The sequence below is a fragment of the Methyloglobulus sp. genome (genome assembly GCF_964779595.1).
Map to the genome: position 1 here is coordinate 64899 of NZ_CBAROL010000001.1, position 21994 is coordinate 86892.

28 protein-coding genes are annotated in these 21994 nt (G+C 45.5%); 13 read left to right on the forward strand and 15 right to left on the reverse strand.

Features of this window, described 5'->3' with window-relative positions:
- Nucleotides 1-118: 118 nt before the first annotated feature.
- From AC1YY3_RS00305 to mpl, 5 genes are all read right to left on the reverse strand, one after another.
- Nucleotides 119-310: a CPXCG motif-containing cysteine-rich protein gene (locus AC1YY3_RS00305; protein ID WP_481824303.1), complete on the reverse strand. Its 192-nt coding sequence runs from the start codon at nt 308-310 to the stop codon at nt 119-121.
- Nucleotides 310-1140, reverse strand: a complete 831-nt coding sequence (locus tag AC1YY3_RS00310; RefSeq protein WP_481824304.1) for an SDR family oxidoreductase — start codon at nt 1138-1140, stop codon at nt 310-312. The genes AC1YY3_RS00305 and AC1YY3_RS00310 overlap by 1 nt, the downstream gene beginning before the upstream one ends.
- Nucleotides 1137-1733, reverse strand: a complete 597-nt coding sequence (locus AC1YY3_RS00315) for a DUF4124 domain-containing protein (RefSeq protein WP_481824305.1) — start codon at nt 1731-1733, stop codon at nt 1137-1139. The genes AC1YY3_RS00310 and AC1YY3_RS00315 overlap by 4 nt, the downstream gene beginning before the upstream one ends.
- Nucleotides 1734-1785: 52 nt before the next feature.
- Nucleotides 1786-3126, reverse strand: a complete 1341-nt coding sequence (locus AC1YY3_RS00320; protein WP_481824306.1) for a POT family MFS transporter — start codon at nt 3124-3126, stop codon at nt 1786-1788.
- A gap of 233 nt (nt 3127-3359) precedes the next feature.
- Nucleotides 3360-4712 (reverse strand): UDP-N-acetylmuramate:L-alanyl-gamma-D-glutamyl-meso-diaminopimelate ligase, encoded by a 1353-nt coding sequence (gene mpl / locus AC1YY3_RS00325; protein ID WP_481824307.1) that lies wholly within the window; start codon nt 4710-4712, stop codon nt 3360-3362.
- A 269-nt stretch (nt 4713-4981) separates the two neighbouring features.
- Here mpl and apaG point away from each other — a divergent pair, with 269 nt between their 5' ends.
- The 13 genes from apaG to AC1YY3_RS00390 all read left to right on the forward strand — a co-directional run bounded on the left by apaG (nt 4982) and on the right by AC1YY3_RS00390 (nt 14379).
- Nucleotides 4982-5359 (forward strand): Co2+/Mg2+ efflux protein ApaG, encoded by a 378-nt coding sequence (gene apaG, locus AC1YY3_RS00330; RefSeq protein WP_481824308.1) that lies wholly within the window; start codon nt 4982-4984, stop codon nt 5357-5359.
- 4 nt (nt 5360-5363) lie between these two features.
- Entirely contained in the window at nt 5364-6194 is an 831-nt protein-coding gene (locus AC1YY3_RS00335) for a symmetrical bis(5'-nucleosyl)-tetraphosphatase (RefSeq protein WP_481824309.1), read from the forward strand.
- 206 nt (nt 6195-6400) lie between these two features.
- On the forward strand, nt 6401-7228 hold the full coding sequence (locus AC1YY3_RS00340) for an ABC transporter ATP-binding protein (RefSeq protein WP_481824310.1): 828 nt from the start codon (nt 6401-6403) through the stop codon (nt 7226-7228).
- 15 nt (nt 7229-7243) lie between these two features.
- Nucleotides 7244-8026, forward strand: a complete 783-nt coding sequence (gene mlaE, locus AC1YY3_RS00345; RefSeq protein ID WP_481824311.1) for a lipid asymmetry maintenance ABC transporter permease subunit MlaE — start codon at nt 7244-7246, stop codon at nt 8024-8026.
- A 1-nt stretch (nt 8027) separates the two neighbouring features.
- Nucleotides 8028-8495: an outer membrane lipid asymmetry maintenance protein MlaD gene (gene mlaD / locus AC1YY3_RS00350; protein WP_481824312.1), complete on the forward strand. Its 468-nt coding sequence runs from the start codon at nt 8028-8030 to the stop codon at nt 8493-8495.
- Nucleotides 8492-8821 carry an STAS domain-containing protein gene (locus AC1YY3_RS00355; RefSeq protein WP_481824313.1) on the forward strand — a complete coding sequence of 110 codons (330 nt, stop codon included), beginning with the start codon at nt 8492-8494 and terminating at the stop codon, nt 8819-8821. The genes mlaD and AC1YY3_RS00355 overlap by 4 nt, the downstream gene beginning before the upstream one ends.
- A gap of 30 nt (nt 8822-8851) precedes the next feature.
- A complete protein-coding gene (murA, locus tag AC1YY3_RS00360; RefSeq protein ID WP_481824314.1) occupies nt 8852-10117 on the forward strand; it encodes a UDP-N-acetylglucosamine 1-carboxyvinyltransferase in 1266 nt (421 codons plus the stop codon).
- A 4-nt stretch (nt 10118-10121) separates the two neighbouring features.
- A complete protein-coding gene (gene hisG, locus AC1YY3_RS00365) occupies nt 10122-10748 on the forward strand; it encodes an ATP phosphoribosyltransferase (protein ID WP_481824315.1) in 627 nt (208 codons plus the stop codon).
- A gap of 4 nt (nt 10749-10752) precedes the next feature.
- Entirely contained in the window at nt 10753-12054 is a 1302-nt protein-coding gene (gene hisD, locus AC1YY3_RS00370) for a histidinol dehydrogenase (protein ID WP_482194232.1), read from the forward strand.
- 68 nt (nt 12055-12122) lie between these two features.
- Complete coding sequence (locus AC1YY3_RS00375) at nt 12123-12743, forward strand: methylthioribulose 1-phosphate dehydratase (RefSeq protein ID WP_481823723.1); 621 nt, start codon at nt 12123-12125, stop codon at nt 12741-12743.
- Nucleotides 12740-13312: a 1,2-dihydroxy-3-keto-5-methylthiopentene dioxygenase gene (locus AC1YY3_RS00380; RefSeq protein ID WP_481823722.1), complete on the forward strand. Its 573-nt coding sequence runs from the start codon at nt 12740-12742 to the stop codon at nt 13310-13312. The genes AC1YY3_RS00375 and AC1YY3_RS00380 overlap by 4 nt, the downstream gene beginning before the upstream one ends.
- Nucleotides 13309-13989, forward strand: a complete 681-nt coding sequence (gene mtnC / locus AC1YY3_RS00385) for an acireductone synthase (RefSeq protein ID WP_481823721.1) — start codon at nt 13309-13311, stop codon at nt 13987-13989. Before AC1YY3_RS00380 ends, mtnC begins: the two co-directional genes overlap by 4 nt.
- Nucleotides 13990-14178: 189 nt before the next feature.
- Complete coding sequence (locus tag AC1YY3_RS00390) at nt 14179-14379, forward strand: dodecin family protein (RefSeq protein WP_481823720.1); 201 nt, start codon at nt 14179-14181, stop codon at nt 14377-14379.
- Nucleotides 14380-14491: 112 nt separating this feature from the next.
- Here AC1YY3_RS00390 and murI read toward each other — a convergent pair whose 3' ends face one another.
- From murI to trpE, 10 genes are all read right to left on the reverse strand, one after another.
- Nucleotides 14492-15298: a glutamate racemase gene (gene murI / locus AC1YY3_RS00395; protein WP_481823719.1), complete on the reverse strand. Its 807-nt coding sequence runs from the start codon at nt 15296-15298 to the stop codon at nt 14492-14494.
- Nucleotides 15299-15359: 61 nt separating this feature from the next.
- Entirely contained in the window at nt 15360-16160 is an 801-nt protein-coding gene (gene trpC / locus AC1YY3_RS00400) for an indole-3-glycerol phosphate synthase TrpC (protein WP_481823718.1), read from the reverse strand.
- Nucleotides 16157-17188, reverse strand: coding sequence for an anthranilate phosphoribosyltransferase (gene trpD, locus AC1YY3_RS00405; protein ID WP_481823726.1), 1032 nt, complete (start codon nt 17186-17188; stop codon nt 16157-16159). The genes trpC and trpD overlap by 4 nt, the downstream gene beginning before the upstream one ends.
- Nucleotides 17189-17422: 234 nt before the next feature.
- Nucleotides 17423-17638 (reverse strand): alkylphosphonate utilization protein, encoded by a 216-nt coding sequence (locus AC1YY3_RS00410; RefSeq protein WP_481823717.1) that lies wholly within the window; start codon nt 17636-17638, stop codon nt 17423-17425.
- A gap of 20 nt (nt 17639-17658) precedes the next feature.
- The gene (locus AC1YY3_RS00415) at nt 17659-18276 is read right to left on the reverse strand and encodes an SOUL family heme-binding protein (RefSeq protein ID WP_481823716.1); all 618 of its coding nucleotides are present in this window, start codon (nt 18274-18276) and stop codon (nt 17659-17661) included.
- A gap of 76 nt (nt 18277-18352) precedes the next feature.
- Nucleotides 18353-19300, reverse strand: a complete 948-nt coding sequence (locus AC1YY3_RS00420) for a hypothetical protein (RefSeq protein WP_481823715.1) — start codon at nt 19298-19300, stop codon at nt 18353-18355.
- 114 nt (nt 19301-19414) lie between these two features.
- On the reverse strand, nt 19415-19696 hold the full coding sequence (locus tag AC1YY3_RS00425) for a DUF2442 domain-containing protein (protein WP_481823714.1): 282 nt from the start codon (nt 19694-19696) through the stop codon (nt 19415-19417).
- Nucleotides 19693-19890, reverse strand: a complete 198-nt coding sequence (locus AC1YY3_RS00430) for a DUF4160 domain-containing protein (RefSeq protein WP_481823713.1) — start codon at nt 19888-19890, stop codon at nt 19693-19695. Before AC1YY3_RS00430 ends, AC1YY3_RS00425 begins: the two co-directional genes overlap by 4 nt.
- Nucleotides 19887-20477 carry an anthranilate synthase component II gene (locus AC1YY3_RS00435; RefSeq protein WP_481823712.1) on the reverse strand — a complete coding sequence of 197 codons (591 nt, stop codon included), beginning with the start codon at nt 20475-20477 and terminating at the stop codon, nt 19887-19889. The genes AC1YY3_RS00430 and AC1YY3_RS00435 overlap by 4 nt, the downstream gene beginning before the upstream one ends.
- Nucleotides 20474-21970: an anthranilate synthase component I gene (gene trpE / locus AC1YY3_RS00440; protein ID WP_481823711.1), complete on the reverse strand. Its 1497-nt coding sequence runs from the start codon at nt 21968-21970 to the stop codon at nt 20474-20476. The genes AC1YY3_RS00435 and trpE overlap by 4 nt, the downstream gene beginning before the upstream one ends.
- Nucleotides 21971-21994 lie beyond the last annotated feature (24 nt).

Consider the following 21994-nt stretch of genomic DNA (forward strand, 5'->3'; position numbering starts at 1 on the left):
GCACCGCTTGCGATTCTATCATGTTTGGTAAGCTTTTACCCCAAAGTGGCTAAAAAGTTAGGTGATGAAGACTAACAAATCAATATTGATGGCAACAGAACAGGATTAAATTGGTTGTCTAATCATCATCTCTTTTAACATCAATATGAATGTCACCGAATTCATCCTCGGTTAATAGGAATAAAATAGGCGCACAGCAAACTGAACAATCTTCATAATAACTTTGCTCCCCTGATGAATCATCCACCAGAACAGTAATAGATTCACCACAATAAGGGCAATCGATAAAAGCCTCTTGTTGGAATAGCACTAAACGCTTCTAAGCAGCTTATCCAGCCAGGATGCTGGCAACAGACGTTTGAGGAAGGCAAAAAGATAGGTGGGGAAAGTGACGAAATAACGTATTTTGGGGTTTGCTGATTCTACGGCATGTATAACCTTATCCGCGACGGCTTTGGCTGGAAGAGTGAACGGAACTGCCGCGCCTTCTGTTTGCAAGCGTTCTTCCATACGTGCGTAGGTGGCTTTATGAAAGCTGGATTCGGTAGCTATGTTCTTTTTGTATAAAGTAAAAGAATTTTGCCTGAAATGGGTCAGGATAGGACCAGGTTCTATAAGTGAAACCGAGATGTTGCTGCCATGCAATTCCAAGCGCAAGGTATCTGCCAAGCCTTCCAGGGCATATTTGCTGGCGTTATAAGCACCTCGGTAGGTCATGGCGACCAGCCCCAAGATCGAACTATTGTAGATAATTCGTCCATGACCTTGTTTACGCATAATAGGTATTAGCAGATTGGTCAGTTCATGCGTGCCAAACACATTGGTTTCAAACTGAAATCTTAGGACTTCACGGCTTAAGTCTTCGACGGCTCCTGGCTGACCAAAAGCAGCATTATTGAATAGTACGTCAATGCCATTGTCAGTCAGTTCTAAAGCTTTTTTGACGGCTTTTGCAATGCTTTTACTGTCAGCCAAATCCAACTGAACGGTCAGGAAACCTTCTTCTTGCAAACGGGCAACATCTTCCTCTTTTCTCGCACTTGCGATAACTTTATGACCACGGGCTTTTAATTCAATAGCGGTGGCATAGCCAATACCGGTCGAACAGCCGGTAATGAGTATGGTTTTCGGCGGTATCATTGCGAATTTGTTGCCAATTCCTGCTCAGAGACATAGAATTTTTTCGCCGAGCTGCAATCCACAAGGATTACCAACCCATCTTTCGTACTTTTATCACTTAATTCCACGGATTCAACCCGTCCACATTGACCTGTGGCGAGCGACTTTTCAGCCGCTTGTCGTCTAAACCGTTCAATATCTGGCAGTCTATTTTGGTAAATTTTAACTAGGGGTGTTAAATCATCAAACTTATAGGGCGGAATGGCAAAGGCTGAATATTTTTGGGGATTATTTTTTATCAAAAACTGGTTTTTAGCACTTTCATCCAGAGTACTTTGTTTTAATTGCGTTTGTTTTTGGATTAGATCTTGTTCTTCAAGTTTTTTTTGTGCCTCTTTAGCTTCCTGTTCTTGTTGCGACAACGCTTTCTGGTTTTCTTGTTGATTAAGATCAGTGGAACCGCCTGTTTTCACATTCAGCTCGACTTTGTTTTGTCCTTCCGCACAGGGTTTTGAGCGATAGGTTTTATTGCCACTGGCATCCGTGCATTTATAAACGCCCGCTGATAATGGCATGGAAACAAGCAATCCCAAGGTTAGCAGTGTAAATTTCATTATTGCCTCAATTAGTACGTAAAAGTTCGTCCGTTAGAGTATAGAAGATATATTAGCCAAGGTCATCGCAGAAAGTGTTTTTTTCTTGGAAATGCGAACTTGTCCACAAGAATAATACCGTTGTAATCAACATTATAATAGTAAAAAACCAAAAATAGCTGGCACCCGCGAGTTTGCTGGTGCCATCGGCATTGTGAATAAAAAAATTGACCGCGCTGGTGAATAGATTGCCAACGGCTATCGACAAAAAATAAAATGCCATCACGAATGATTTCATGGTGTTAGGTGCTTGTCGATAGGAGAACTCTAGGCAAGTAATGGAGATCATGACTTCTGCCGAGGTGAGTATGAGGTAGGCGATAAGCTGCCAGCTAATGTTAGGGATATTGCCTTGGTCTAATTGCATTTGAATAAGACTGGCAGCAGCAAAGGCAATGACTGTGAGAAATAACCCGATGCCCATTTTTCTTATAGCGGTAAGATTAAACAAGGTATTTAAAAAGGGATAGAGGATGTAAGTGAACAGCGGTGTCAGTAACATGATGAGCAATGGATTCGCTGCTTGAATTTGTGATGGCAGCAATTCAACCCCAAAGACAACGCGATCCATTTTTTGGGCTTGCAATATCCACGATGAGCCAATTTGTTCAAAAAGTGCCCAAAAAACGGCAATAAAGATGTAAACAGACGCTAATTTTGCTAAAGTTGTCATTCCATATCGACTGAACATTGCTTTTATAAAGCCGATACCCGCAGGCTTAATATGGACGAACTGATAACGTCCAGACCAGAAAATAACGGTTGCAACCAACATCAATACGCCTGGAACTGCAAATGCTACCGATGCACCGTAATGTTGCAGTAGCCAAGGGCTAATTAACATGGCTGCAAAAGCCCCCAAGTTGATAGAAAAATAAAACCAGCTAAATACTTTACCAATCAGATGCTGATTATTCTCTCCAAATTGGTCGCCAACGTGGGCAGAAACACAGGGTTTTATGCCGCCAGCACCCAAAGCAATTAGACTCTGACCAAGTAGTAAGCCCATAAGTGTACTATCAATAGCCAAGGCTAAGTGACCTAAGCAGTAAACCAAAGATAGCAAAATGATGGTTCGATATTTGCCTAAAACGCCATCAGACACCAACGCGCCTAACATGGGCATAAAATAAACCGCCGACACGAATAGGTGGAAATAGCCTTGCGCTTCTTGTTCGGAGATGACCGCCAATGCGCCCATGCTGTTTGTCATATATTGTGTCATGAACACAACCAGAATAGCCCTCATCCCATAATAGCTAAACCGTTCTGCCGCTTCATTCGCCACTATATAGGGGATGCCTGTCGGTAGTGTGGTTTGGTGCGGTTCAGGCTGGTGTTTATAGGATTTCATGGCATATTACAGGCGATATGTTCTTTGGCATCAATAATTTCAGATTCAAATTTGCCCATAGATGCCTCAGTCCCGTAAAGGCTTTTGGGTAATGTCGGGCATTTGCTGAGGGTGTAATAATTTTAGGCAATGCAAAGCTAGGCTGCATCAAAATCTTATCCACATCCAGGTGGTCGTTAAACTAGGATTACGGCGGAGCTGAATCGTTTCCATGTTGTGCATGAGATGTTTATTTAGCTCAGTGCTTCCTGCAACTTTTGATAAATTCCCCCAAAACTGCCATTGCTCATCAACACAAAATGTCCGCCATAACTCGCTTCCAATTTGAGTTTTTCGATGATTTCATCCAGCGTCCGACAGATTTCAATATTCTCGGCATATTTAAGCAGGCCGCTTAAGTCCCAGCCCAGGTTGTCCGGTTGGTACAATATGGCCTTGTCGGCATCGTGTAAGGACAGTGCCAGGGTTTCTGTATGAACGCCGAGGCGCATGGTGTTGGAGCGTGGTTCGACGATGGCGATGATGCGTTCTTGACCAACCTGTTTCCGCAAACCGTCCAAGGTGGTTTCAATGGCGGTGGGATGGTGGGCGAAATCGTCATAAATCGTCACACCATTGATCTTGGCGATGACTTCCATGCGCCGTTTGACGTTTTTAAACTCGGCTAATGCAGCGATTGCGTCTTTAGGCAGGATGCCAATATGTTTGGCGGCAACAATGGCAGACATCGCATTGTAAACATTGTGGTCTCCAGTTAACGACCAATCGACACAGCCTTGCTCAATGCCATCAAAGCTGACTTTGAACTGGTTGCCGTCGGCTTTGACGAGTTCGGCATTCCATTGTGCGTTACCATTAATTGAAGTTCGTGCTACAGGGGTCCAACAGCCCATTTCCAGGATGTCGTCTATATTCTTTTCGCAGGCAGGGCTGATGATCAAACCTTCTCCGGGAACTGTCCTGACCAGATGGTGAAATTGTTTTTTGATGGCATCCAGGTCAGGGAAGATGTCGGCGTGGTCGTATTCCAGGTTGTTCAGGATTGCCGTGCGTGGGCGGTAATGGACAAATTTCGAGCGTTTGTCGAAAAATGCCGAATCGTATTCGTCCGCTTCTATCACAAAAAAATCCGACTCGCCCAACCGTGCGGAAATACCGAAATTCAGCGGTATTCCGCCGATAAGGAAGCCGGGCTTGAAGCCATTATGTTCCAAAATCCAGCTTAACATGCTGGTGGTCGTGGTTTTGCCGTGCGTCCCCGCAATGCCCAGCACCCACCGATTTTGCAAGACGTGTTCGGACAGCCATTGCGGCCCGGAGATGTAGCGAATACCTTGGTTGAGGACGGCTTCGACTTCGGGATTGCCACGCGATATGGCATTGCCGATGATGACCAAATCAGGCTTATTCGCCAAGTTTTCGGCATTGTAACCTTCCATCAGGTGGATGCCTTGCTCTTCCAGTTGCGTACTCATGGGAGGATAAACATTCTGGTCAGAACCTGAAACTTGGTAGCCAAGTTCCCGCGCAATCAGCGCAAGTCCGCCCATGAAAGTACCGCAAATACCTAGAATATGAATGTGCAATGCTTTAGTCCTATTTCTGTCTTTAAGATTGGTGAATTATTTTTAAGTCGATTTTTGTTATAAAATGCAAGCTTATATTAATAGGCTTAAGAGAACTTATAAAAATTCAAAATTCGCCTACTCCTTCTCCCTTGAGGGAGAAGGCTGGGATGAGGGGGATATAAACGCATGATTTTATTCTCCTCATCCCAGCCCTCTCCTCCTGGAGAGGGGGTTTTTGAGGTTCTCTTAAATTATAACAAACCGCAAATAAGCAGTATCATCCGATAATGACCGAAAAAAACAAAATTTTAGTTGAAGCAATTCCGCATTTTATTGAGGCGCAATCATCGCCCAACGAAGGACGTTATGTGTTTGCTTACACCATCACCATCACTAATGCGGGCATAATCCCCGCAAAATTATTGAATCGGCACTGGCTGATTACCGATTCCAACGGCAAAATTCAGGAAGTCAGGGGCGAGGGCGTGATCGGCGAACAGCCTTACCTTAAGCCAGGTGAGTCTTTCCGTTACACCAGCGGTGCGATGCTGGAAACGTCAGTTGGCACCATGCAAGGGCAGTACACCATGATTTCCGATGAAGGCGTTAATTTTAATGCCAGCATTCCCAAATTTACCTTGTCCATCCCAAGGACATTGCACTAATTAGATGGCGATCTACGCAATCGGCGACGTGCAAGGTTGTTACGATGAACTATTAAGGCTACTCGATACCATTGCATTTAATGAACACAATGACCAGCTTTGGTTTGTCGGCGATCTGGTTAACCGCGGGCCAAAGTCGCTTGAAACCTTACGGTTTATCAAATCATTAGGCGATTCAGCCATTGCCGTTTTGGGCAATCATGATATGCACCTGCTTGCTGCTGCCTGTTCAGTGCCATCAAGCAATACCAAAGCAGCACTCAAAGAAGTGTTAGCCGCGCCCGACCGAGATGAATTAATCGACTGGCTGCGGCATCGCCCCTTATTCCATCACAATGACCAGTTTTGTATGGTACACGCTGGTATTCCGCCGCAGTGGGATTTTAACCAGACCAAACAAATGGCACAAGAGGTTGAAAAAGCCTTACAAAGCAACGATTACAAAATCCTTTTGAAAGCCATGTACGGCGATAAGCCCGACATTTGGTCGCCCATGCTGCACGGCACGCCGCGCTTGCGGTTCTCCATTAACTGCTTTACCCGAATGCGTTATTGCGATGCGGAAGGAAGGGTGGAGATGAATTTTAACGGCTCGCCAGGATCGCAGCCCAATCACCTGATGCCCTGGTTCGCTGTACCTAATCGGAAAAGCTTAGATATGAAGATTGTCTTCGGGCATTGGTCTAGCTTGGGTTATTACGAAGGACACGACTGCTACGCTATCGACACAGGTTGTCTTTGGGGTGGGCAGTTGACGGCATTGAAGTTGGGTGAGCGGGTGGAGCGGTTTAGTATTGATTGTTCGGACACTAAAAATAAAGTTGGCAAAATTTAAAGCCGTAATTACCGCAATTTTCCTCAAGGAAAGCAGAGCATTGCTCAACCTTAACCTGTTACTCCGTTACTACAGTGACTGCCTCGTCTTGAATTCATTGAATTGAACGAAAGCCAGCTATGAATTCTTTATTTAAAGTTTGACTCAAAAGGGAGTAGTCATAGACAATACCGTGTTTCGATTCGTATTATTAACCCTTGCCAAATATGAGTGATAGTGTTCGCTCCCAAAACAGTTTAGTTGCAGTCCGAGGTTTATCGTTTTCGCGGGGTGACAATAAAATCTTCAAAGATGTGTTCATGGATTTTGAGCGCGGCAAAATTACCGCCATCATGGGGCCTAGTGGCACGGGCAAAACCACGTTGTTAAAGCTGATTGGTGGGCAATTACGACCAGCTCAAGGTTCTATCACGGTGGATGGCAGCAATGTCCACCGTTTACGCAGAAACGAACTGTTTGTGTTACGTAAACGCATGGGCATGTTGTTCCAAAGTGGCGCGTTGCTAACAGATATGAATGTTTACGATAATGTGGCTTTTCCGTTGCGTGAACATACCCATCTTTCTGAATCCATGATCCGAACGCTGGTTTTGATGAAGCTCCAAGCAGTTGGCTTGCGCGGTGCAAGAAACTTGATGCCGAACGAGCTCTCGGGCGGTATGGCGAGACGAGTTGCTTTGGCACGGGCTATCGCCCTGGATCCGATGATGATTATGTACGATGAACCATTTACTGGGCAAGATCCCATCTCCAAAGGGGTATTGGTGCATCTTATCAAGTCGTTAAACGCTACTTTAGGCCTGACTAGCATAATCGTATCTCATGATGTGCATGAAACCTCGGCGATTGCCGATTACATTTATGTGGTTTCGGACGGAAAAGTGATTGGTGAAGGCACGCCTACAGAAATAAAACAATCATCGTCAGAATGGGTCCAGCAGTTTATGGACGGCTCTGCCGATGGTCCCGTGCATTTTCATTATCCTGCCAAAGATTTACAGGACGATTTGATGTCCACCGGAAAACGTTATTAGGTTTGCTGCTTAAACATGATGGATTTTATTCAAACTTTAGGTAGAAATACCCGTGGCAGCTTTACCAAGCTGGGACGCGCAACGTTTTTCCTTGTGCAAACGATCACTGGGATTATCGAGATACTGCCGCGCCCTCGACTGCTACTTAAGCAGCTTTATTCAGTGGGCGTATTATCCTTTTTGATTATTTCTATTTCCGGCTTGTTTGTCGGTATGGTGTTGGGTTTGCAGGGTTTTTACATCCTATCCGATTTTGGTGCGGAGGAAACCTTGGGCGTGATGGTTGCCGCATCGTTAGTACGCGAATTGGGGCCGGTAGTTTCTGCCCTTCTATTCGCCGGACGCGCTGGCTCGGCCTTGACGGCGGAAATCGGCCTGATGAAAGCGACGGAACAATTGTCTGGCATGGAAATGATGGCGGTCGATCCAATCAAGCGCATCATATCGCCCCGCTTCCTAGCAGGTGTTATCTCCATGCCGTTGTTGGCGGCCTTATTCAGTGCTATTGGCATAATTGGCGGACAAATTGTCGGATCCGGTTTGTTAGGCGTTGACGAAGGTGCTTATTGGTCGCAAATGCAGGCTAAGATTGATTTTCAGGATGACATTATTAATGGCGTTATCAAGAGCCTGGTGTTTGGCTTTGTGACCAGCTGGATCGCCTTGTTTGAAGGCTATGATGCTATCCCTACTTCCGAAGGTGTTAGCCGCGCAACCACGCGTACCGTAGTAAATTCCGCTTTCAGTATTTTAGGTTTGGATTTCATCCTCACCGCACTTATGTTTGGAGACGATTAACATGCAGCACAGCAATACTCAGGACACGCTGGTCGGACTTTTTGTCGCGGCTGGTATTGCCGGATTATTTTTTCTTGCCTTACAAGTCAGCAACTTAAGTTCATTTACGGAACAAAAAGGCTATACCATTACCGCACGTTTTGAGAATTCCGGCGGATTAAAAGTTAAATCGCCCGTTTCTGCCGCTGGGGTCAAAATCGGTCAGGTCAGCGACATCAGTTTTGACCCAAAAACCTACGAATCCGTGGTTAAAATGCGGATAAATGCACAATACAACAGCATTCCCGATGATACGACAGCCAGCATCTTCACAGCCGGATTACTAGGTGAACAGTATGTCAGCTTAGAACCCGGTGGCTCTAGCGAGCATTTAAAACAAAATAGCAACATAGAAATCACTCAATCGGCAATTATTCTCGAAAAAGCCATCGGTCAGTTTCTGTTTAAATCCGCCGAAGAAAAGAAATGAGCAAACTGAGCATTGTTAATGAGGGTTCAGGGAATTTTATTGTCGATGGTGATCTCACTTTTTCTGCGATGGATAAAAAAACCGTCAGCTCATTTGCATTTTTAACCACGTCCAAACAAATCACTGTTGATTTAGGTGGCGTTGGCAATGCTGACAGTGCTGGACTCGCGTTAATGATTGAATGGGTAAAATATTCCCGCAGTAAAAGAGTACAATTGCGCTTTAGAAATATTCCCGAGCAACTCTTAAATCTGGCTAAATTAAGTGGACTTGATAAAACAAGTTATTTTATTTCAGCTAAGTCTGGGTTAGCCGTCACAGAATAGCCTGCGTAGATAATCAAAAAATAACACACTATGGATAAATTAATCATTACTGGCGGCAATCAACTCTGCGGCGAAATTCGCATATCCGGTGCTAAAAATGCCGCATTGCCCATTTTGGCGGCAACACTACTTTCCCATGCACCTGTCAGCATTGGAAATATCCCGCATCTTCATGATATTACAACCACGATGGAGCTATTGGGTCGAATGGGTGTGAGCTTGATGGTGGATGAGAAAATGAATATCGAGGTGGACAGCAGCACCATCAACAGCTATGAAGCACCTTATGAGCTGGTTAGAACTATGCGGGCATCTATACTGGTTTTAGGGCCTTTGCTGGCACGTTTTGGCGAGGCTCATGTATCTTTGCCAGGTGGTTGTGCTATCGGCACACGTCCGGTGGACATCCACATCAGTGGTCTTATCAAGATGGGCGCAGACATTACCGTCGAAGGTGGCTATATTCATGCCAAAGCCAAGAGGCTAAAAGGCTGTCGTTTAGTTCTCGATCAGGTAACAGTTACTGGTACGGAAAATTTGATGATGGCGGCTGCCTTGGCGGAAGGCATTACCATTATGGAAAACGCGGCAAGAGAGCCAGAAGTCACTGATTTAGCACACTTTCTCAATAAAATGGGAGCAAAAATAACCGGTATTGGCACGGATGTGTTAGTTATTGAAGGTGTTGAAAAACTGGGGTTAGAATCCATTCATTACGACATCCTGCCCGACAGAATAGAAACAGGTACTTATCTGGTCGCTGCTGCCATTACTGGTGGCAAGGTCAAACTCAAAAATACCCGTCCAGATATTCTGGATGCTGTTCTGGACAAGCTGATTGAAGCGGGTGCTGAAATTACCTCAGGCGAGGACTGGATTGCTCTCGATATGCACGGTAACAAGCCGAAAGCGGTGTCTTTACGTACTGCACCTTACCCCGCTTTTCCAACTGATATGCAAGCCCAGTTCATTGCAATGAACACAATCGCAAACGGCGTGGGCATTATTACCGAGACAATTTTTGAAAACCGCTTTATGCACGTGCAAGAGCTGCAACGTATGGGCGCAGATATAAAGCTGGAATCGAATACCGCTATCTGTACCGGTGTCAAAAAGCTAACTGCCGCACCTGTTATGGCTACCGATTTAAGGGCTTCAGCCAGTCTAGTCATCGCCGCGCTTGCCGCCGAGGGTGATACACGGGTAGACAGAATTTATCATATAGACCGTGGTTATGATCACATTGAAGAAAAGCTGTCGCAATTAGGCGCAACTATACGTCGAGTACCAAACTAATTTTATGCTAACAATTGCTGTATCTAAAGGCAGAATTTACGAAGAAGCTTTACCTTTTTTGGAAGCGGCTGGCATTACGCCCACAGATGATCCCGAAAAATCCCGCAAACTGATCCTATCCACAACGCGGGACGACGTGCAACTCGTCATCATCCGTGCCACCGATGTCCCCACCTTCGTCGAATACGGTGCAGCCGACATGGGCATAGCAGGCAAAGACATCCTCCTGGAACACGGCGCAGAAAGCCTTTATGAACCCCTGGATTTGGGTATTGCTAAATGCCGCTTGATGACGGCGGCACATAAGGACGCACCAATACCCAAAGGACGGATTCGTGTCGCCACCAAATACGTCAAAATCGCTCAACGCTATTTTGCCAGCCAGGGCATACAGGCTGAAATCATCAAGCTGTACGGCTCGATGGAACTTGCGCCGCTGGTTGGCCTAGCCGATTGCATCGTCGATCTGGTCGATACCGGCAACACACTACGCGCCAATAACCTGGAGCCACGGGAATTAATAATGAACATTAGCTCACGGCTTGTGGTCAACAAAGCTGCCATGAAAATGAAAAATCACGCCATAGCCAAATTGCTCGAACAATTTGAAGCAACGCTCGCCAAAAGGTAAGCCTATGTCAGAGATTACAATCACCGAACTTGATGCCGCATCCCCAGATTTTGCTGGGCAATTGCAGCAATTGCTGGCTTGGAATGAAACGGAAGATTTTGATATTCATCGGCAAGTTCTCGATATTATTGCCGACGTACGTAGCAATGGCGACAAAGCCGTTATTGCTTACACAAACCGCTTCGACCACCGCCAAGTTAGTGCTGCATCTGAGCTGGAGTTAAGCCAAGCCAGCTTGAAATCCGCTTTTGAAGCGATACCAACAAACCAAGCCGCAGCCTTGCAGACCGCAGCGGACAGGATTCGCGCTTATGCCGAACATCAAAAACTGCAATCCTGGGATTATACCGAAGCCGACGGTACGGTATTGGGACAAAAGATTACGCCGCTGGATCGCGTGGGACTGTACGTGCCGGGCGGCAAAGCCGCTTATCCTTCTTCTGTGTTGATGAACGCCATCCCCGCCAAAGTGGCAGGGGTCGGCGAATTGATTATGGTGGTTCCAACGCCCAAAGGCGAAAGCAACCAACTGGTATTGGCAGCCGCTTATCTGGCAGGTGTCGATAGGATATTCACCATAGGCGGCACACAAGCCATTGCCGCGCTGGCTTACGGTACAGAAACCATTCCCCCTGTTGCAAAAATCGTCGGCCCCGGCAATATCTATGTTGCCATCGCCAAGAAACTTGTGTTCGGTCAGGTGGGTATTGACATGATTGCTGGCCCTTCGGAAATCCTGATTATTTGCGACGGCCTTACCAATCCCGACTGGATTGCCATGGATTTATTTTCCCAAGCCGAACACGACGAGAACGCCCAGGCGATTTTGATTAGCGAGGACAGAGCTTATCTTGCAGCCGTCAAGCAAAGCATCAACAACTTGCTGCCGACTATGGAACGCGCTGACATTATCCGAACCTCCTTGTCCAATCGTGGCGCACTAATTAAAGTCAACGACTTGCTGCAAGCCGCCGAAGTCGCCAATACCATCGCGCCGGAACATTTGGAGCTTTCGGTGGAAAACCCCGAAGCCTTAAGCCAACACATCCGCCATGCTGGGGCGATCTTCATGGGTCGTTACACGGCAGAAGCCTTGGGTGATTATTGCGCGGGGCCAAACCACGTCCTGCCTACGTCGAGTACGGCGCGGTATTCATCACCCTTAGGAGTTTACGACTTCCAAAAGCGCACCAGCTTGATTAACTGTTCTAAAGCGGGAGCAAAAGAATTAGGCAAAACCGCTTCTGTACTTGCGCGCGGTGAAAGCCTGACCGCTCATGCGCGTTCTGCTGAATACCGAATTTAGGTTTTTTAAAGTGGTCTTGCGAGATGGCTTTTAAATGAAAATCTAAAAATCCACTTTTTAAAGTCATTATGATTTATTCCCAAAATTTCAAAACCGCAGCGATAGCCTTGTGCAATGCCGGAAAATTCATCGACAGCAAGGGCTGGGTGCCAGCGACCAGCGGCAATTTTTCTGCCCGATTGCCGGATGGTACGATTGCGATCACGACATCAGGCAAGCACAAAGGCTGTTTGCAAGTCGATGATATTATGTTGATTGATGCCGATGCCAACGTGCTGGACGGCAAGAAGCCATCAGCGGAAACAGGTTTACATACCAGTTTGTACAAGCGTTATCCAAGCATACAAGCCATTTTGCACCCGCATTCGATCAATGCCAATTTGGTTTCAAGGTTATTTGGTGATGAGATTATTCTGGAAAATTACGAATTGTTGAAAGCTTTTCGGGGTATTTCTACACATGAAACACAAATTACGGTGCCGATTTTTGCCAACGACCAAGACATTCCGCGCTTATCTCAAGTGGTAAATAGCTATCTGGATGCCGCAACTGATTGTTATGCTTATATAATCGCCGGACATGGTTTATATACCTGGGGTGAATCCGTACCGGAAGCCCTGCGCCATCTGGAAGCGTTGGATTATTTATTGGATTGCGAATTGCGACTGCGCGGAGTCAAAAAACCATGAGCTTATTGATCATTTACCCCGACAGTTATTCAAAAAACCAACCGGAAAAAGGTATCCGCTACACCAATTTTTCCGATATAGAACGGGAACTTGCGGGCATTGATGTCAAGTTTGAACGCTGGACGGCCAATCGTGAACTGACTGCCGATGACGACCAGGAAACTGTCATTGCCGCTTATCAGGAATCCATAGACAAGCTGAAGCAGCTTTATGGTTTTCAATCCGTGGACGTGATTAACTTAAGCCCCGATCACCCGCAAAAAGCAGAATTTCGGCAAAAATTCCTAGCTGAACACACCCATGACGATTTTGAAGTACGGTTTTTTATCGACGGCTGTGGGCTGTTTTATCTGCATGTTAACGGCAAAGTTTATGCGGTCTTATGCGAGAAAGGCGACCTTATCAGCGTTCCCGCCCACACCACACACTGGTTTGACATGGGGGAGAATCCCAGTTTTAAGGTTATCCGCCTGTTTACCACGCAAGAAGGCTGGGTTGCCAAATTCACCGGAAGTGACATTGCCAAAGCCTTCCCTACGCTTGATGAAACAGTGGCTGAACTTAAATGATTAAAGCCATCGTCACCGATATTGAAGGCACGACCTCGTCATTGTCTTTCGTCAAGGATGTGCTGTTCCCTTATGCCCGTACAAAACTGCCCAATTATGTCCGGCAACACCATGACGAACCTTATATCAAGCAACTTCTAGTCGATACATGTGATGAAGCGAATATTTCACTATCCGCTGAAAATGCCATCGAACAGTTAATCGAATGGATAGACCAAGACAAGAAAATCACGCCGTTAAAAGCCTTGCAAGGCTTGATCTGGGAAGCAGGTTACCAGCAAGGTGATTTTAAAGGCCATATATACCAAGATGCGATAGACAATCTTAAGGCTTGGAAAGCTAATGGAATTTCCTTGTATGTGTATTCTTCCGGCTCTGTGTTGGCGCAAAAACTGTTGTTTGGGCATACCGAAGAAGGCGACTTAACACCGCTATTTTCGGGTTATTTTGACACCTTGATTGGCGGCAAGAAAGAAGCCGATTCTTACCGTAAAATCGCCATCGAAATCGACTTTCCTACACATGAAATCCTGTTCCTATCTGATATTAAAGAAGAGTTGGATGCCGCAAAAGCGGTGGGCTATCAAACGATTTGGCTTACTCGCGACAATGCACCAGACCCTCAAGCCGAACATCCACAAGTCAGTAGCTTTGATGATATTGCGTTAGATAGCTGATAAAACCAGTTTTACGCATTTTAAGCGGTAAGATTCAATTGTTGAGTTTTGCTAGCTAATCAAATAATGTTATAACTAAGCCACTCAAGTTTCGTTCTTGAGGGTTTCTTTAATGATTTTGGCTTAATACGAAATCTGTTCTTTGCTCTACGTAATAATAAATCCACAATTTCAATCGAGGAGTTAATTATGACCATCGCAAAAGTAAGTGAAATAACCTCCAGTTCCGCCAAAAGTTTTGATGATGCCATCGAAAAAGGCATAAAACGCGCCAGTAAGACCATCCGGGGCATTCAAGGTGCTTGGGTTCAAGACCAGAAGCTGGTTATTAATGACGGCAAGATTGTCGAATACCGTGTCAATATGAAGATCAGCTTTGTCCTTGATTGAATCAAGAACCCCTGAAAAAGTCCTTCGACAGGCTTAGGACGAACGGCAACGGGTTGATTCCGTTCGTGGTGAGCTTGTCGAACCATGAGTGGAATCAACTTGTTGAGATTCCTTAAACCGATACCACTTCAGTCATTTTTTCCGTTTTAATGTGGCTACCCCACAGTTCTGAGATCACCCCATCAGCTATGCCGTTTTCAGCACTGCTATAAAATTGCACAGAGCCTGTTTGTTGGCTTTCTGATGACAAGCCATGATGATGGAGCAAGTGGTGCAAACGCCTAGCAATGGCCGCGCCAGAATCAATAACTTTAATGGTTGCTCCAGCAATCTCCTGGATAATCGGCTTCAAAAACGGGTAATGGGTACAGCCCAACACCAGAATATCGGCATTCTGCGCCAATAACGGTTGCACATATTGGGCGACCAGTGCGCGGGTTTCCGCACTGTCGAGGTAGCCTTGCTCCACTTGGTCAACCAAGCCGGGGCAGGCTTGGGGGATAACCTGCACCTGATCGGCAAACCGGGCAAACAAGACCTGGAAATTGTTGCTATTGATCGTCCTGCTGGTCGCCAGTACGCCGATGATGCCAGTTTGGGTTTGTTCGGCGGCAGGCTTAACCGCTGGTTCCATCGCTACCATTGGTAAGTTGTAAATGCCACGCAATTCCTTGACGGCGGCAGCAGTTGCGGTATTGCAGGCTACTACGACAGTCTTGACCTTATGGCTTAAAAAAAACTCGAAGATGGCAGTAGACCGTTCCAGGATAAATTCTTTGGACTTATCGCCGTAGGGCGCATGGGCGGAATCGGCGACGTAGATAAGATCTTCTCGCGGCAGCAGATGATGAATTTCGCGCAAAACCGACAATCCACCTACGCCCGAATCAAAAACACCTATGGGATGATCTGAGTGCATCTACGGTTAAGTTTATGATTGTTATGTGAGTAGGTTACCAACATTCTGGATGAAAATAAGCTTATAAAGAAAACAACTCGCGCATTTTTTGCCCTGGACTTTCTGCCCGCATAAAAGTCTCACCCACCAAAAAGGCGTAAATCTCGTTATCCAGCATCAGTTGGACATCCTTTTGGGTATGGATGCCGCTTTCGGTAATGATGATTCGATCAGACGGAATCATTACCTTAAGGTCTAACGTCGTTTGCAAGGACGTTTCAAACGTACGCAGATTGCGGTTGTTTATTCCCATCAGTTTAGTATCCAATGCCAAGGCACGTTCCAGTTCTGCTACGTCATGCGATTCAACCAACACATCCATGCCCAGCTTGGTCGCAGTATCGGACAATTCTTGCATTTGCCCATCACCCAAAGCAGCAACAATCAACAAAATACAGTCCGCTCCCAAGGCACGGGTTTCATAGATTTGGTATGGATCAATCATGAAATCTTTGCGGATGACCGGCAAGGGGCAACGTTGTCGCACCATTTGTAAATAAGCCTCGGCACCTTGAAAAAATTCTTTATCAGTCAGTACTGATAAGCAGGTTGCACCGTTCATGGCATAATCTAAACCGATAGTGATAGGTTCAAAATTTTCCCGAATCACGCCTTGGCTGGGTGATGCTTTTTTGATTTCAGCGATAACCGCAGGTTTTTTTGTACCAACTTTATGCTGCAAAGCTTTATAAAATCCACGCGGCCTTTCAACGCCTTGGGCAATCTCTTCAAGATCGGCAATGCTCATGCGCTGTTTGCGATTGGCAACTTCTTCGACTTTTTTAGCTAGGATTTTTTTTAAAATGTCTGGGGTGTCGGTCATTGTTTTTGTTGTGTTATTTTTGTGGAATATTGAATCAGCGCTTCCAGCTTTGATAAGGCCGCACCGCTGGCAATGGCTTCACGAGCTTTGTTAATTCCATCAACAAAGGTGTCGGTGATATTCGCTGCATAAATCGCTGCACCAGAATTTAACAGCACGATGTCCAGTGCCGCACTGGGCTGATTATTCAAGACAGATTTTATCATGTCCAGGCTGGTTGCGGCGTTAGTTACTGATAACTCAGCTAAACTCGCCCGTCGCAAACCGAATTGCTCTGGCGTTACGGTATACGTCGAAACTATGCCATTTTTCAGTTCGGCAACATGCGTGGCTGAAGCAATGCTGATCTCATCCAGGTCATCGTCGGCACTGACCACCAACACATGCTGGCTGCCGAGTTTTTTTAACACCTGCGCCAATGGCTCTACCCAGTCTTTGGAAAAAACGCCGATCAGTTGGTTAGGTGCTGATGCAGGGTTAGATAAGGGCCCGAGCAGGTTAAACAGCGTTCTTACGCCCATTTCCTTGCGTACATTGATGGTGTGTTTCATTGCGCCATGATGTTTGGGGGCGAATAAAAAGCCCACTCCGATGTCGCGTACGCATTCTGTCACCTGTTCTGCCGATAAATCCAGGTTAACACCCGCCGCTTCCAGCACATCGGCGCTACCGCAACTGCTGGATACCGAGCGGTTGCCGTGCTTGGCTACCTGCCCATCCGCTGCGGCAACCACAAAAGCACAGGTCGTCGAAATGTTAAACGTATTCGCGCCATCACCACCGGTTCCGCAGGTATCGACTATATGATCGCCTGTTATCGGCACTTTGCTTGCCAGTTCGCGCATCACCTCAACGGCGGCGGCAATTTCATCGACAGTTTCGCCTTTGCAACGTAAGGCAATCAAAAATCCAGCAATCTGAGCATCGGTCGCACCGCCGCCCATGATTTGCCGCATCACATCCCGCATTTGCTCGGCACTGAGGTTCCGCTTATTTAATAAGGAGGCTAGAGCTTGTTTTATATCCATTTTGGCGTTGTTCATCAAACCTATCTTCTGACTGAAAATATGATGGCTTTATTAAAGCCGATCATAAGGTTTAGACCTAATAAAGTCAGCTGAAATGTGTTGTAATCCGTTCGTGCTGAGCCTATCGAAGCATGGGCGGACTACAACACATCTCACCAATTGAGTTAACCTTCTAAATCCCACCTACCCTTCGACAGGCTCAGGGCGAACGGAATTTAGAAGGTTCAGCTTTTTTTACGAAACTTTCTTCAAAAAACAGGTTTTGAGTATCAGCCCTTTGACTTTATCCGCATTGCATTCAATCAATTCTTCATCGTCAGTCAGGCGGATATTCTTGATGACCGTTCCGCGTTTAAGGGTAACGGAAGTTCCTTTTACTTTTAAATCCTTAATCACTTGTACAGAATCGCCGTCATTAAGTTCAGTACCGTTACTGTCTTTTATTGTCATGGTCTCTATAATATTTTAAATTACTCTACATCAATATGTACTTCATTGCGACGCAGGAATGACAACGTCCAAGGCGGATCAAAACCTGCTGAACGCGGCGAAGAAATGGCTTTGTAACCGTTAGCATCGAGCCAACTTTTCAATTCACTGGTTTTTTCATCAATCGCTTGCTCAGAAAGAAATCCGGTATAACTCAGGACGGCGACTTTCTTGCTCGGTATTTCTTTGAGGACAATCGTACAATCCAGCGGTACTGGTGCGGTTGCCAGGGTGTAATCTGCTGGCAAGACAAACGACATAAACCAAGTCTTGCCGGATTTCTCCTGAAACACCGGCGCAGTCATAGCAATTTCTTCCGATTGTTTTTCCTGAATAACAGGTGCGGTCATCGCAATTTTTTGCTGGGCTTTATTGTTGCCGGAAATGTAATCAAACAAGCGTTGAAATGCTTTTTTACTTGCTTCATCGTAACTCGCATCAACTTCCGTTTGTGCAGCCAAAAGCGGCTTATATTGCCTGATCTGGATGGTATCGTGTTTCTTAAGTACGTCATAACCCGCTTCTTCGACTGAGGGCATGCCGAATACGCTACAGGCAGCTAAAAACAGGGTGTTTAATAAGACTAATAACTTATTCATTGAAATCCTTCAATTGCCGGACAGGGGGATAATGCTCGGTACGCAGGTTTTTCCGTTAAGCGAGTAAAGGTGTAGGTTACTCTTCATAAAGATCTGTCTGAGATTCTTTGAGCTTTTGAGTATGCCGATATTTCTTTCCTTGTATGGTTCGATAGGATACATCACCGTCTGTTTTTTCTATGACTACTGGTACAGAGTAACCTGTTATTTTGATGTCTCCAATTTCGTCAATTTCACGATGTGTGATCAAAACGCACTTTATAAACGAACCATTTTGAAATGGTATTTTTTCTAGCAACACGGCATCTTTGAATTCTGAATCCTGCATGTCAAAACTAATCGGCAGCTCGTTATATATACCTTTCCATTTATATGACCCTTCTTTTAACACAGGGGATACTATTTCAATTACAGCATTATCATCCTTGTTAGATTTCAATTTATTGCTGGCTAGAATAAATTTTCTAAAATCAATTCGATTGACAGAAATTTCATCGGCAGTTGGATGCCAGTTTGAATCCAACGGAATAACCCCAATTCTTTTAACTTTTTGATGTTTTTCTAAGTGGGCATAAAAGTTAGACTTTCTTTTAATTATTTTTAGATTGCTGCTCACTGAATTGGCAGCATCTTTAAGAGTCTCTTTGCTATGTTCACCATCCTGCAACTCTTGCTTTAGCTTTTCAATGCTAAGTTTTTTCTCTTCAATATTTAATCGAGTTAGTTCTTTTTCTAAGTCTTTATCACTACGGTCAAACAATTGGACGGTAGTTATTATGATTGGGATCAAAACCAGAAGTACATTTATCTGAGCTGAATTATCACCAACAAACTTCCAAAAATCTCTAAACCCCCCTTCTTGATGCGCTTCTGTAATAAATTGTGCATCAATGTTCAGAATCTTAGCGGCTTCAATTAACAATGCCAGTAACTCAGACTCACATTTGTTGCGAAATAATGCATCTATTTGGTGACTATCGTCATCAAAGTAATAGTGAAGTTCTAGTCTATTAGAGCCTTCCATTTATGAATTTATTGTGGTTTTAAACATTTGCGTTATGTTTAGTGGCATCTATTATGTTACCAGCTACGTTTAACATAATACCACTTAATAAATATAGTAACCTATTGATATTATTTATAGTAATTGTCTTTTATTGGTAGCCATCAAAGGAAACCGTTCAGGGTGTTTAATCATTTCTAGTGTCAAATCAACATCAATCTTTTGCCAATAAAAATGCCCTTGCGAAACTTCTTCAACGGCGATAATGGCACTTACTGGCTGATTTTTAAACCAAGGAAAATCCTCGTAGGACATAAACAATTCTTCTTCATGTGCCAATAACCATATACCGTGACTGGAAATATGGGTTATTTCAACTGCCGAAATGTCTTTGCCATGCGCTAATGAGTTCATCATAATGACCTTCCACTAATCTCGATAACTTTTAACTGCTTTCTTGAGTATCGGTAATTTCTTGCCAGCTCAATTTCTGGCTCTAACCAAAACTTTGCTTCACCGTCTTCCGAAACAATATGGACATGCATTCTAGGCTCTTCTCTCGAAAAGAAAAAGAACCGAAAGCCAGCTTCCTTAAAGACGGTTGGACTCATCTTTCCAAAAAATTCCTCAACAAATCGTGACCATGCTCCGTCAAGATCGACTCGGGATGGAATTGTACGCCTTCAATATCCAAGGTTTTATGGCGAACGCCCATGATTTCGTCGATATTGCCTTGCTCGTCCTGCGTCCAGGCGGTAATTTCCAGGCAATCGGGCAGTGCTGCCTGTTCGATGACCAGGGAATGGTAGCGAGTTGCGGTGAATGGGTTAGTTAAGCCTTTGAATACGCCTTCATTCTTGTGATAAACCTGTGAAGTTTTACCGTGCATGATGCTTTTGGCATGGATGATGTTGCCGCCGAAGGCATAGCCGATGCTTTGGTGTCCCAAGCACACGCCCAAAATAGGAATGTGTCCGGCAAATTTTTCGATTGCTGCTACGGAAATACCTGCCTCTTTCGGTGTACAAGGACCGGGGGAAATCACGATTTTATCGGGATTTAATGCGGCAATTTCATCAACGCTGACTTGGTCGTTACGTAAGACGGTAACATCCGCACCTAACTCGCCGAAATATTGCACGAGGTTGTAGGTGAAAGAATCGTAATTGTCGATCATCACTACGTTGACTGCGCTCATGCTTGCCCTCCCTGTTGTTCGCTATCAAGCCCTGCTTCCGCCATGCTGACGGCACGGAACACGGCGCGGCCTTTGTTCATGGTTTCATCCCATTCGCTTTGGGGAATAGAATCATACACGATGCCCGCCCCTGCTTGAATATGTAGCCTATTGTCCTTGATAACCGCAGTCCTGATCGCAATCGCGGTATCAAGGTTGCCTGACCATGAAATATAGCCAACAGCACCGGAATACACCCCGCGCTTGACGGGTTCGAGCTCATTGATAATTTCCATCGCGCGTATTTTAGGTGCGCCGCTGACGGTGCCCGCCGGAAACGTCGCCGCCAGCACATCGAACGCATTCTTGCCTGACTGCAATTGTCCCGTGACATTGGACACAATGTGCATAACGTGCGAATAACGTTCGACGATCATCTTATCGGTCAATTCCACGGTGCCAATTTCAGCCACGCGTCCGGTATCGTTACGGCCTAAGTCGATCAGCATAAGATGTTCGGCGAGTTCTTTGGGATCAGCCAGTAACTCTTGTTCCAGTTCCAGATCCAGTTCCGGTGTTGCACCTCGACGGCGCGTACCGGCAATCGGTCTGACGGTAATCTGGTCATCTTCCAACCTAACCAGAATTTCTGGCGAAGAACCTGCAATGTGGAAATCGCCCAAATTAAGGAAAAACATATACGGCGACGGGTTTAGGCAACGTAAGGCGCGGTATAAATCCAGCGGCGGCGCACTATATGGGATGGACATGCGCTGGGATAACACCACCTGCATAATATCGCCATCGGTGATGTAATCCTTGGCTTTTAGCACCGCATTTTTATAGCCATCTTCCGTAAAACCGGAGACAAAATCCGATTCCCGCACTTTGGCAGGATTGGTGTGCTTGGCTGGCTCGGCTTTCATCTCACGCAGCTTTTTTGCCAGATTGTTCAAGCGCGTTACGGCGAGATTATAGGCGTTGTCTTCTGCTGGATCGGCATGGGTAAGCAATAGCATTTTGCCGGACAGGTTGTCGAACACCAAGATTTCTTCCGACACCATCAGCAAAATATCCGGGCAACCTAAAGGATCAGGCTTATCGACACGTAAACGCGGCTCGATATAAGCAATGGTTTCATAGCCAAAATAACCGACCAAGCCACCGCTAAAACGCGGCAATTCATCAATATCCGGCACTTTATAGCGCTCTTTGAAGTCTTCAATCCAGATTAAAGGATTATCATGGGTTACGCTTTCAAGTACCTCGCCGTCTTTTTCCAGCCGGATTTCATTGCCATTAACCTTAACCAAAGTCTTACAAGGCAAACCAATAATCGAATATCTACCCCATTGTTCGCCGCCGTGGACAGATTCAAACAGATAAGAATACGGGCCATCGGCCAGTTTTAGGTACGCGCTTAGGGGCGTATCTAAATCAGCCAGCACTTCTCGGCAAACTGGGATGCGGTTGTAGCCCTGTCTGGCGTAGGTGTTGAATTGTTCGGGGGTCATGAATGTTTATGCGAAAGGGAAAAA

What these genes read in the sequence shown, in the direction of transcription:
- AC1YY3_RS00310 (WP_481824304.1), bottom strand. Translation starts at nt 1,140, where the DNA reads ATGATACCGCCGAAAACCATACTCATTACCGGCTGTTCGACCGGTATT.
- AC1YY3_RS00315 (WP_481824305.1), bottom strand. Translation starts at nt 1,733, where the DNA reads ATGAAATTTACACTGCTAACCTTGGGATTGCTTGTTTCCATGCCATTA.
- AC1YY3_RS00320 (WP_481824306.1), bottom strand. Translation starts at nt 3,126, where the DNA reads ATGAAATCCTATAAACACCAGCCTGAACCGCACCAAACCACACTACCG.
- apaG (WP_481824308.1), top strand. Translation starts at nt 4,982, where the DNA reads ATGACCGAAAAAAACAAAATTTTAGTTGAAGCAATTCCGCATTTTATT.
- AC1YY3_RS00335 (WP_481824309.1), top strand. Translation starts at nt 5,364, where the DNA reads ATGGCGATCTACGCAATCGGCGACGTGCAAGGTTGTTACGATGAACTA.
- AC1YY3_RS00340 (WP_481824310.1), top strand. Translation starts at nt 6,401, where the DNA reads ATGAGTGATAGTGTTCGCTCCCAAAACAGTTTAGTTGCAGTCCGAGGT.
- mlaE (WP_481824311.1), top strand. Translation starts at nt 7,244, where the DNA reads ATGATGGATTTTATTCAAACTTTAGGTAGAAATACCCGTGGCAGCTTT.
- mlaD (WP_481824312.1), top strand. Translation starts at nt 8,028, where the DNA reads ATGCAGCACAGCAATACTCAGGACACGCTGGTCGGACTTTTTGTCGCG.
- AC1YY3_RS00355 (WP_481824313.1), top strand. Translation starts at nt 8,492, where the DNA reads ATGAGCAAACTGAGCATTGTTAATGAGGGTTCAGGGAATTTTATTGTC.
- murA (WP_481824314.1), top strand. Translation starts at nt 8,852, where the DNA reads ATGGATAAATTAATCATTACTGGCGGCAATCAACTCTGCGGCGAAATT.
- hisG (WP_481824315.1), top strand. Translation starts at nt 10,122, where the DNA reads ATGCTAACAATTGCTGTATCTAAAGGCAGAATTTACGAAGAAGCTTTA.
- hisD (WP_482194232.1), top strand. Translation starts at nt 10,753, where the DNA reads ATGTCAGAGATTACAATCACCGAACTTGATGCCGCATCCCCAGATTTT.
- AC1YY3_RS00375 (WP_481823723.1), top strand. Translation starts at nt 12,123, where the DNA reads ATGATTTATTCCCAAAATTTCAAAACCGCAGCGATAGCCTTGTGCAAT.
- AC1YY3_RS00380 (WP_481823722.1), top strand. Translation starts at nt 12,740, where the DNA reads ATGAGCTTATTGATCATTTACCCCGACAGTTATTCAAAAAACCAACCG.
- mtnC (WP_481823721.1), top strand. Translation starts at nt 13,309, where the DNA reads ATGATTAAAGCCATCGTCACCGATATTGAAGGCACGACCTCGTCATTG.
- AC1YY3_RS00390 (WP_481823720.1), top strand. Translation starts at nt 14,179, where the DNA reads ATGACCATCGCAAAAGTAAGTGAAATAACCTCCAGTTCCGCCAAAAGT.
- murI (WP_481823719.1), bottom strand. Translation starts at nt 15,298, where the DNA reads ATGCACTCAGATCATCCCATAGGTGTTTTTGATTCGGGCGTAGGTGGA.
- trpC (WP_481823718.1), bottom strand. Translation starts at nt 16,160, where the DNA reads ATGACCGACACCCCAGACATTTTAAAAAAAATCCTAGCTAAAAAAGTC.
- trpD (WP_481823726.1), bottom strand. Translation starts at nt 17,188, where the DNA reads ATGGATATAAAACAAGCTCTAGCCTCCTTATTAAATAAGCGGAACCTC.
- AC1YY3_RS00410 (WP_481823717.1), bottom strand. Translation starts at nt 17,638, where the DNA reads ATGACAATAAAAGACAGTAACGGTACTGAACTTAATGACGGCGATTCT.
- AC1YY3_RS00415 (WP_481823716.1), bottom strand. Translation starts at nt 18,276, where the DNA reads ATGAATAAGTTATTAGTCTTATTAAACACCCTGTTTTTAGCTGCCTGT.
- AC1YY3_RS00420 (WP_481823715.1), bottom strand. Translation starts at nt 19,300, where the DNA reads ATGGAAGGCTCTAATAGACTAGAACTTCACTATTACTTTGATGACGAT.
- AC1YY3_RS00425 (WP_481823714.1), bottom strand. Translation starts at nt 19,696, where the DNA reads ATGATGAACTCATTAGCGCATGGCAAAGACATTTCGGCAGTTGAAATA.
- AC1YY3_RS00430 (WP_481823713.1), bottom strand. Translation starts at nt 19,890, where the DNA reads ATGAGTCCAACCGTCTTTAAGGAAGCTGGCTTTCGGTTCTTTTTCTTT.
- AC1YY3_RS00435 (WP_481823712.1), bottom strand. Translation starts at nt 20,477, where the DNA reads ATGAGCGCAGTCAACGTAGTGATGATCGACAATTACGATTCTTTCACC.
- trpE (WP_481823711.1), bottom strand. Translation starts at nt 21,970, where the DNA reads ATGACCCCCGAACAATTCAACACCTACGCCAGACAGGGCTACAACCGC.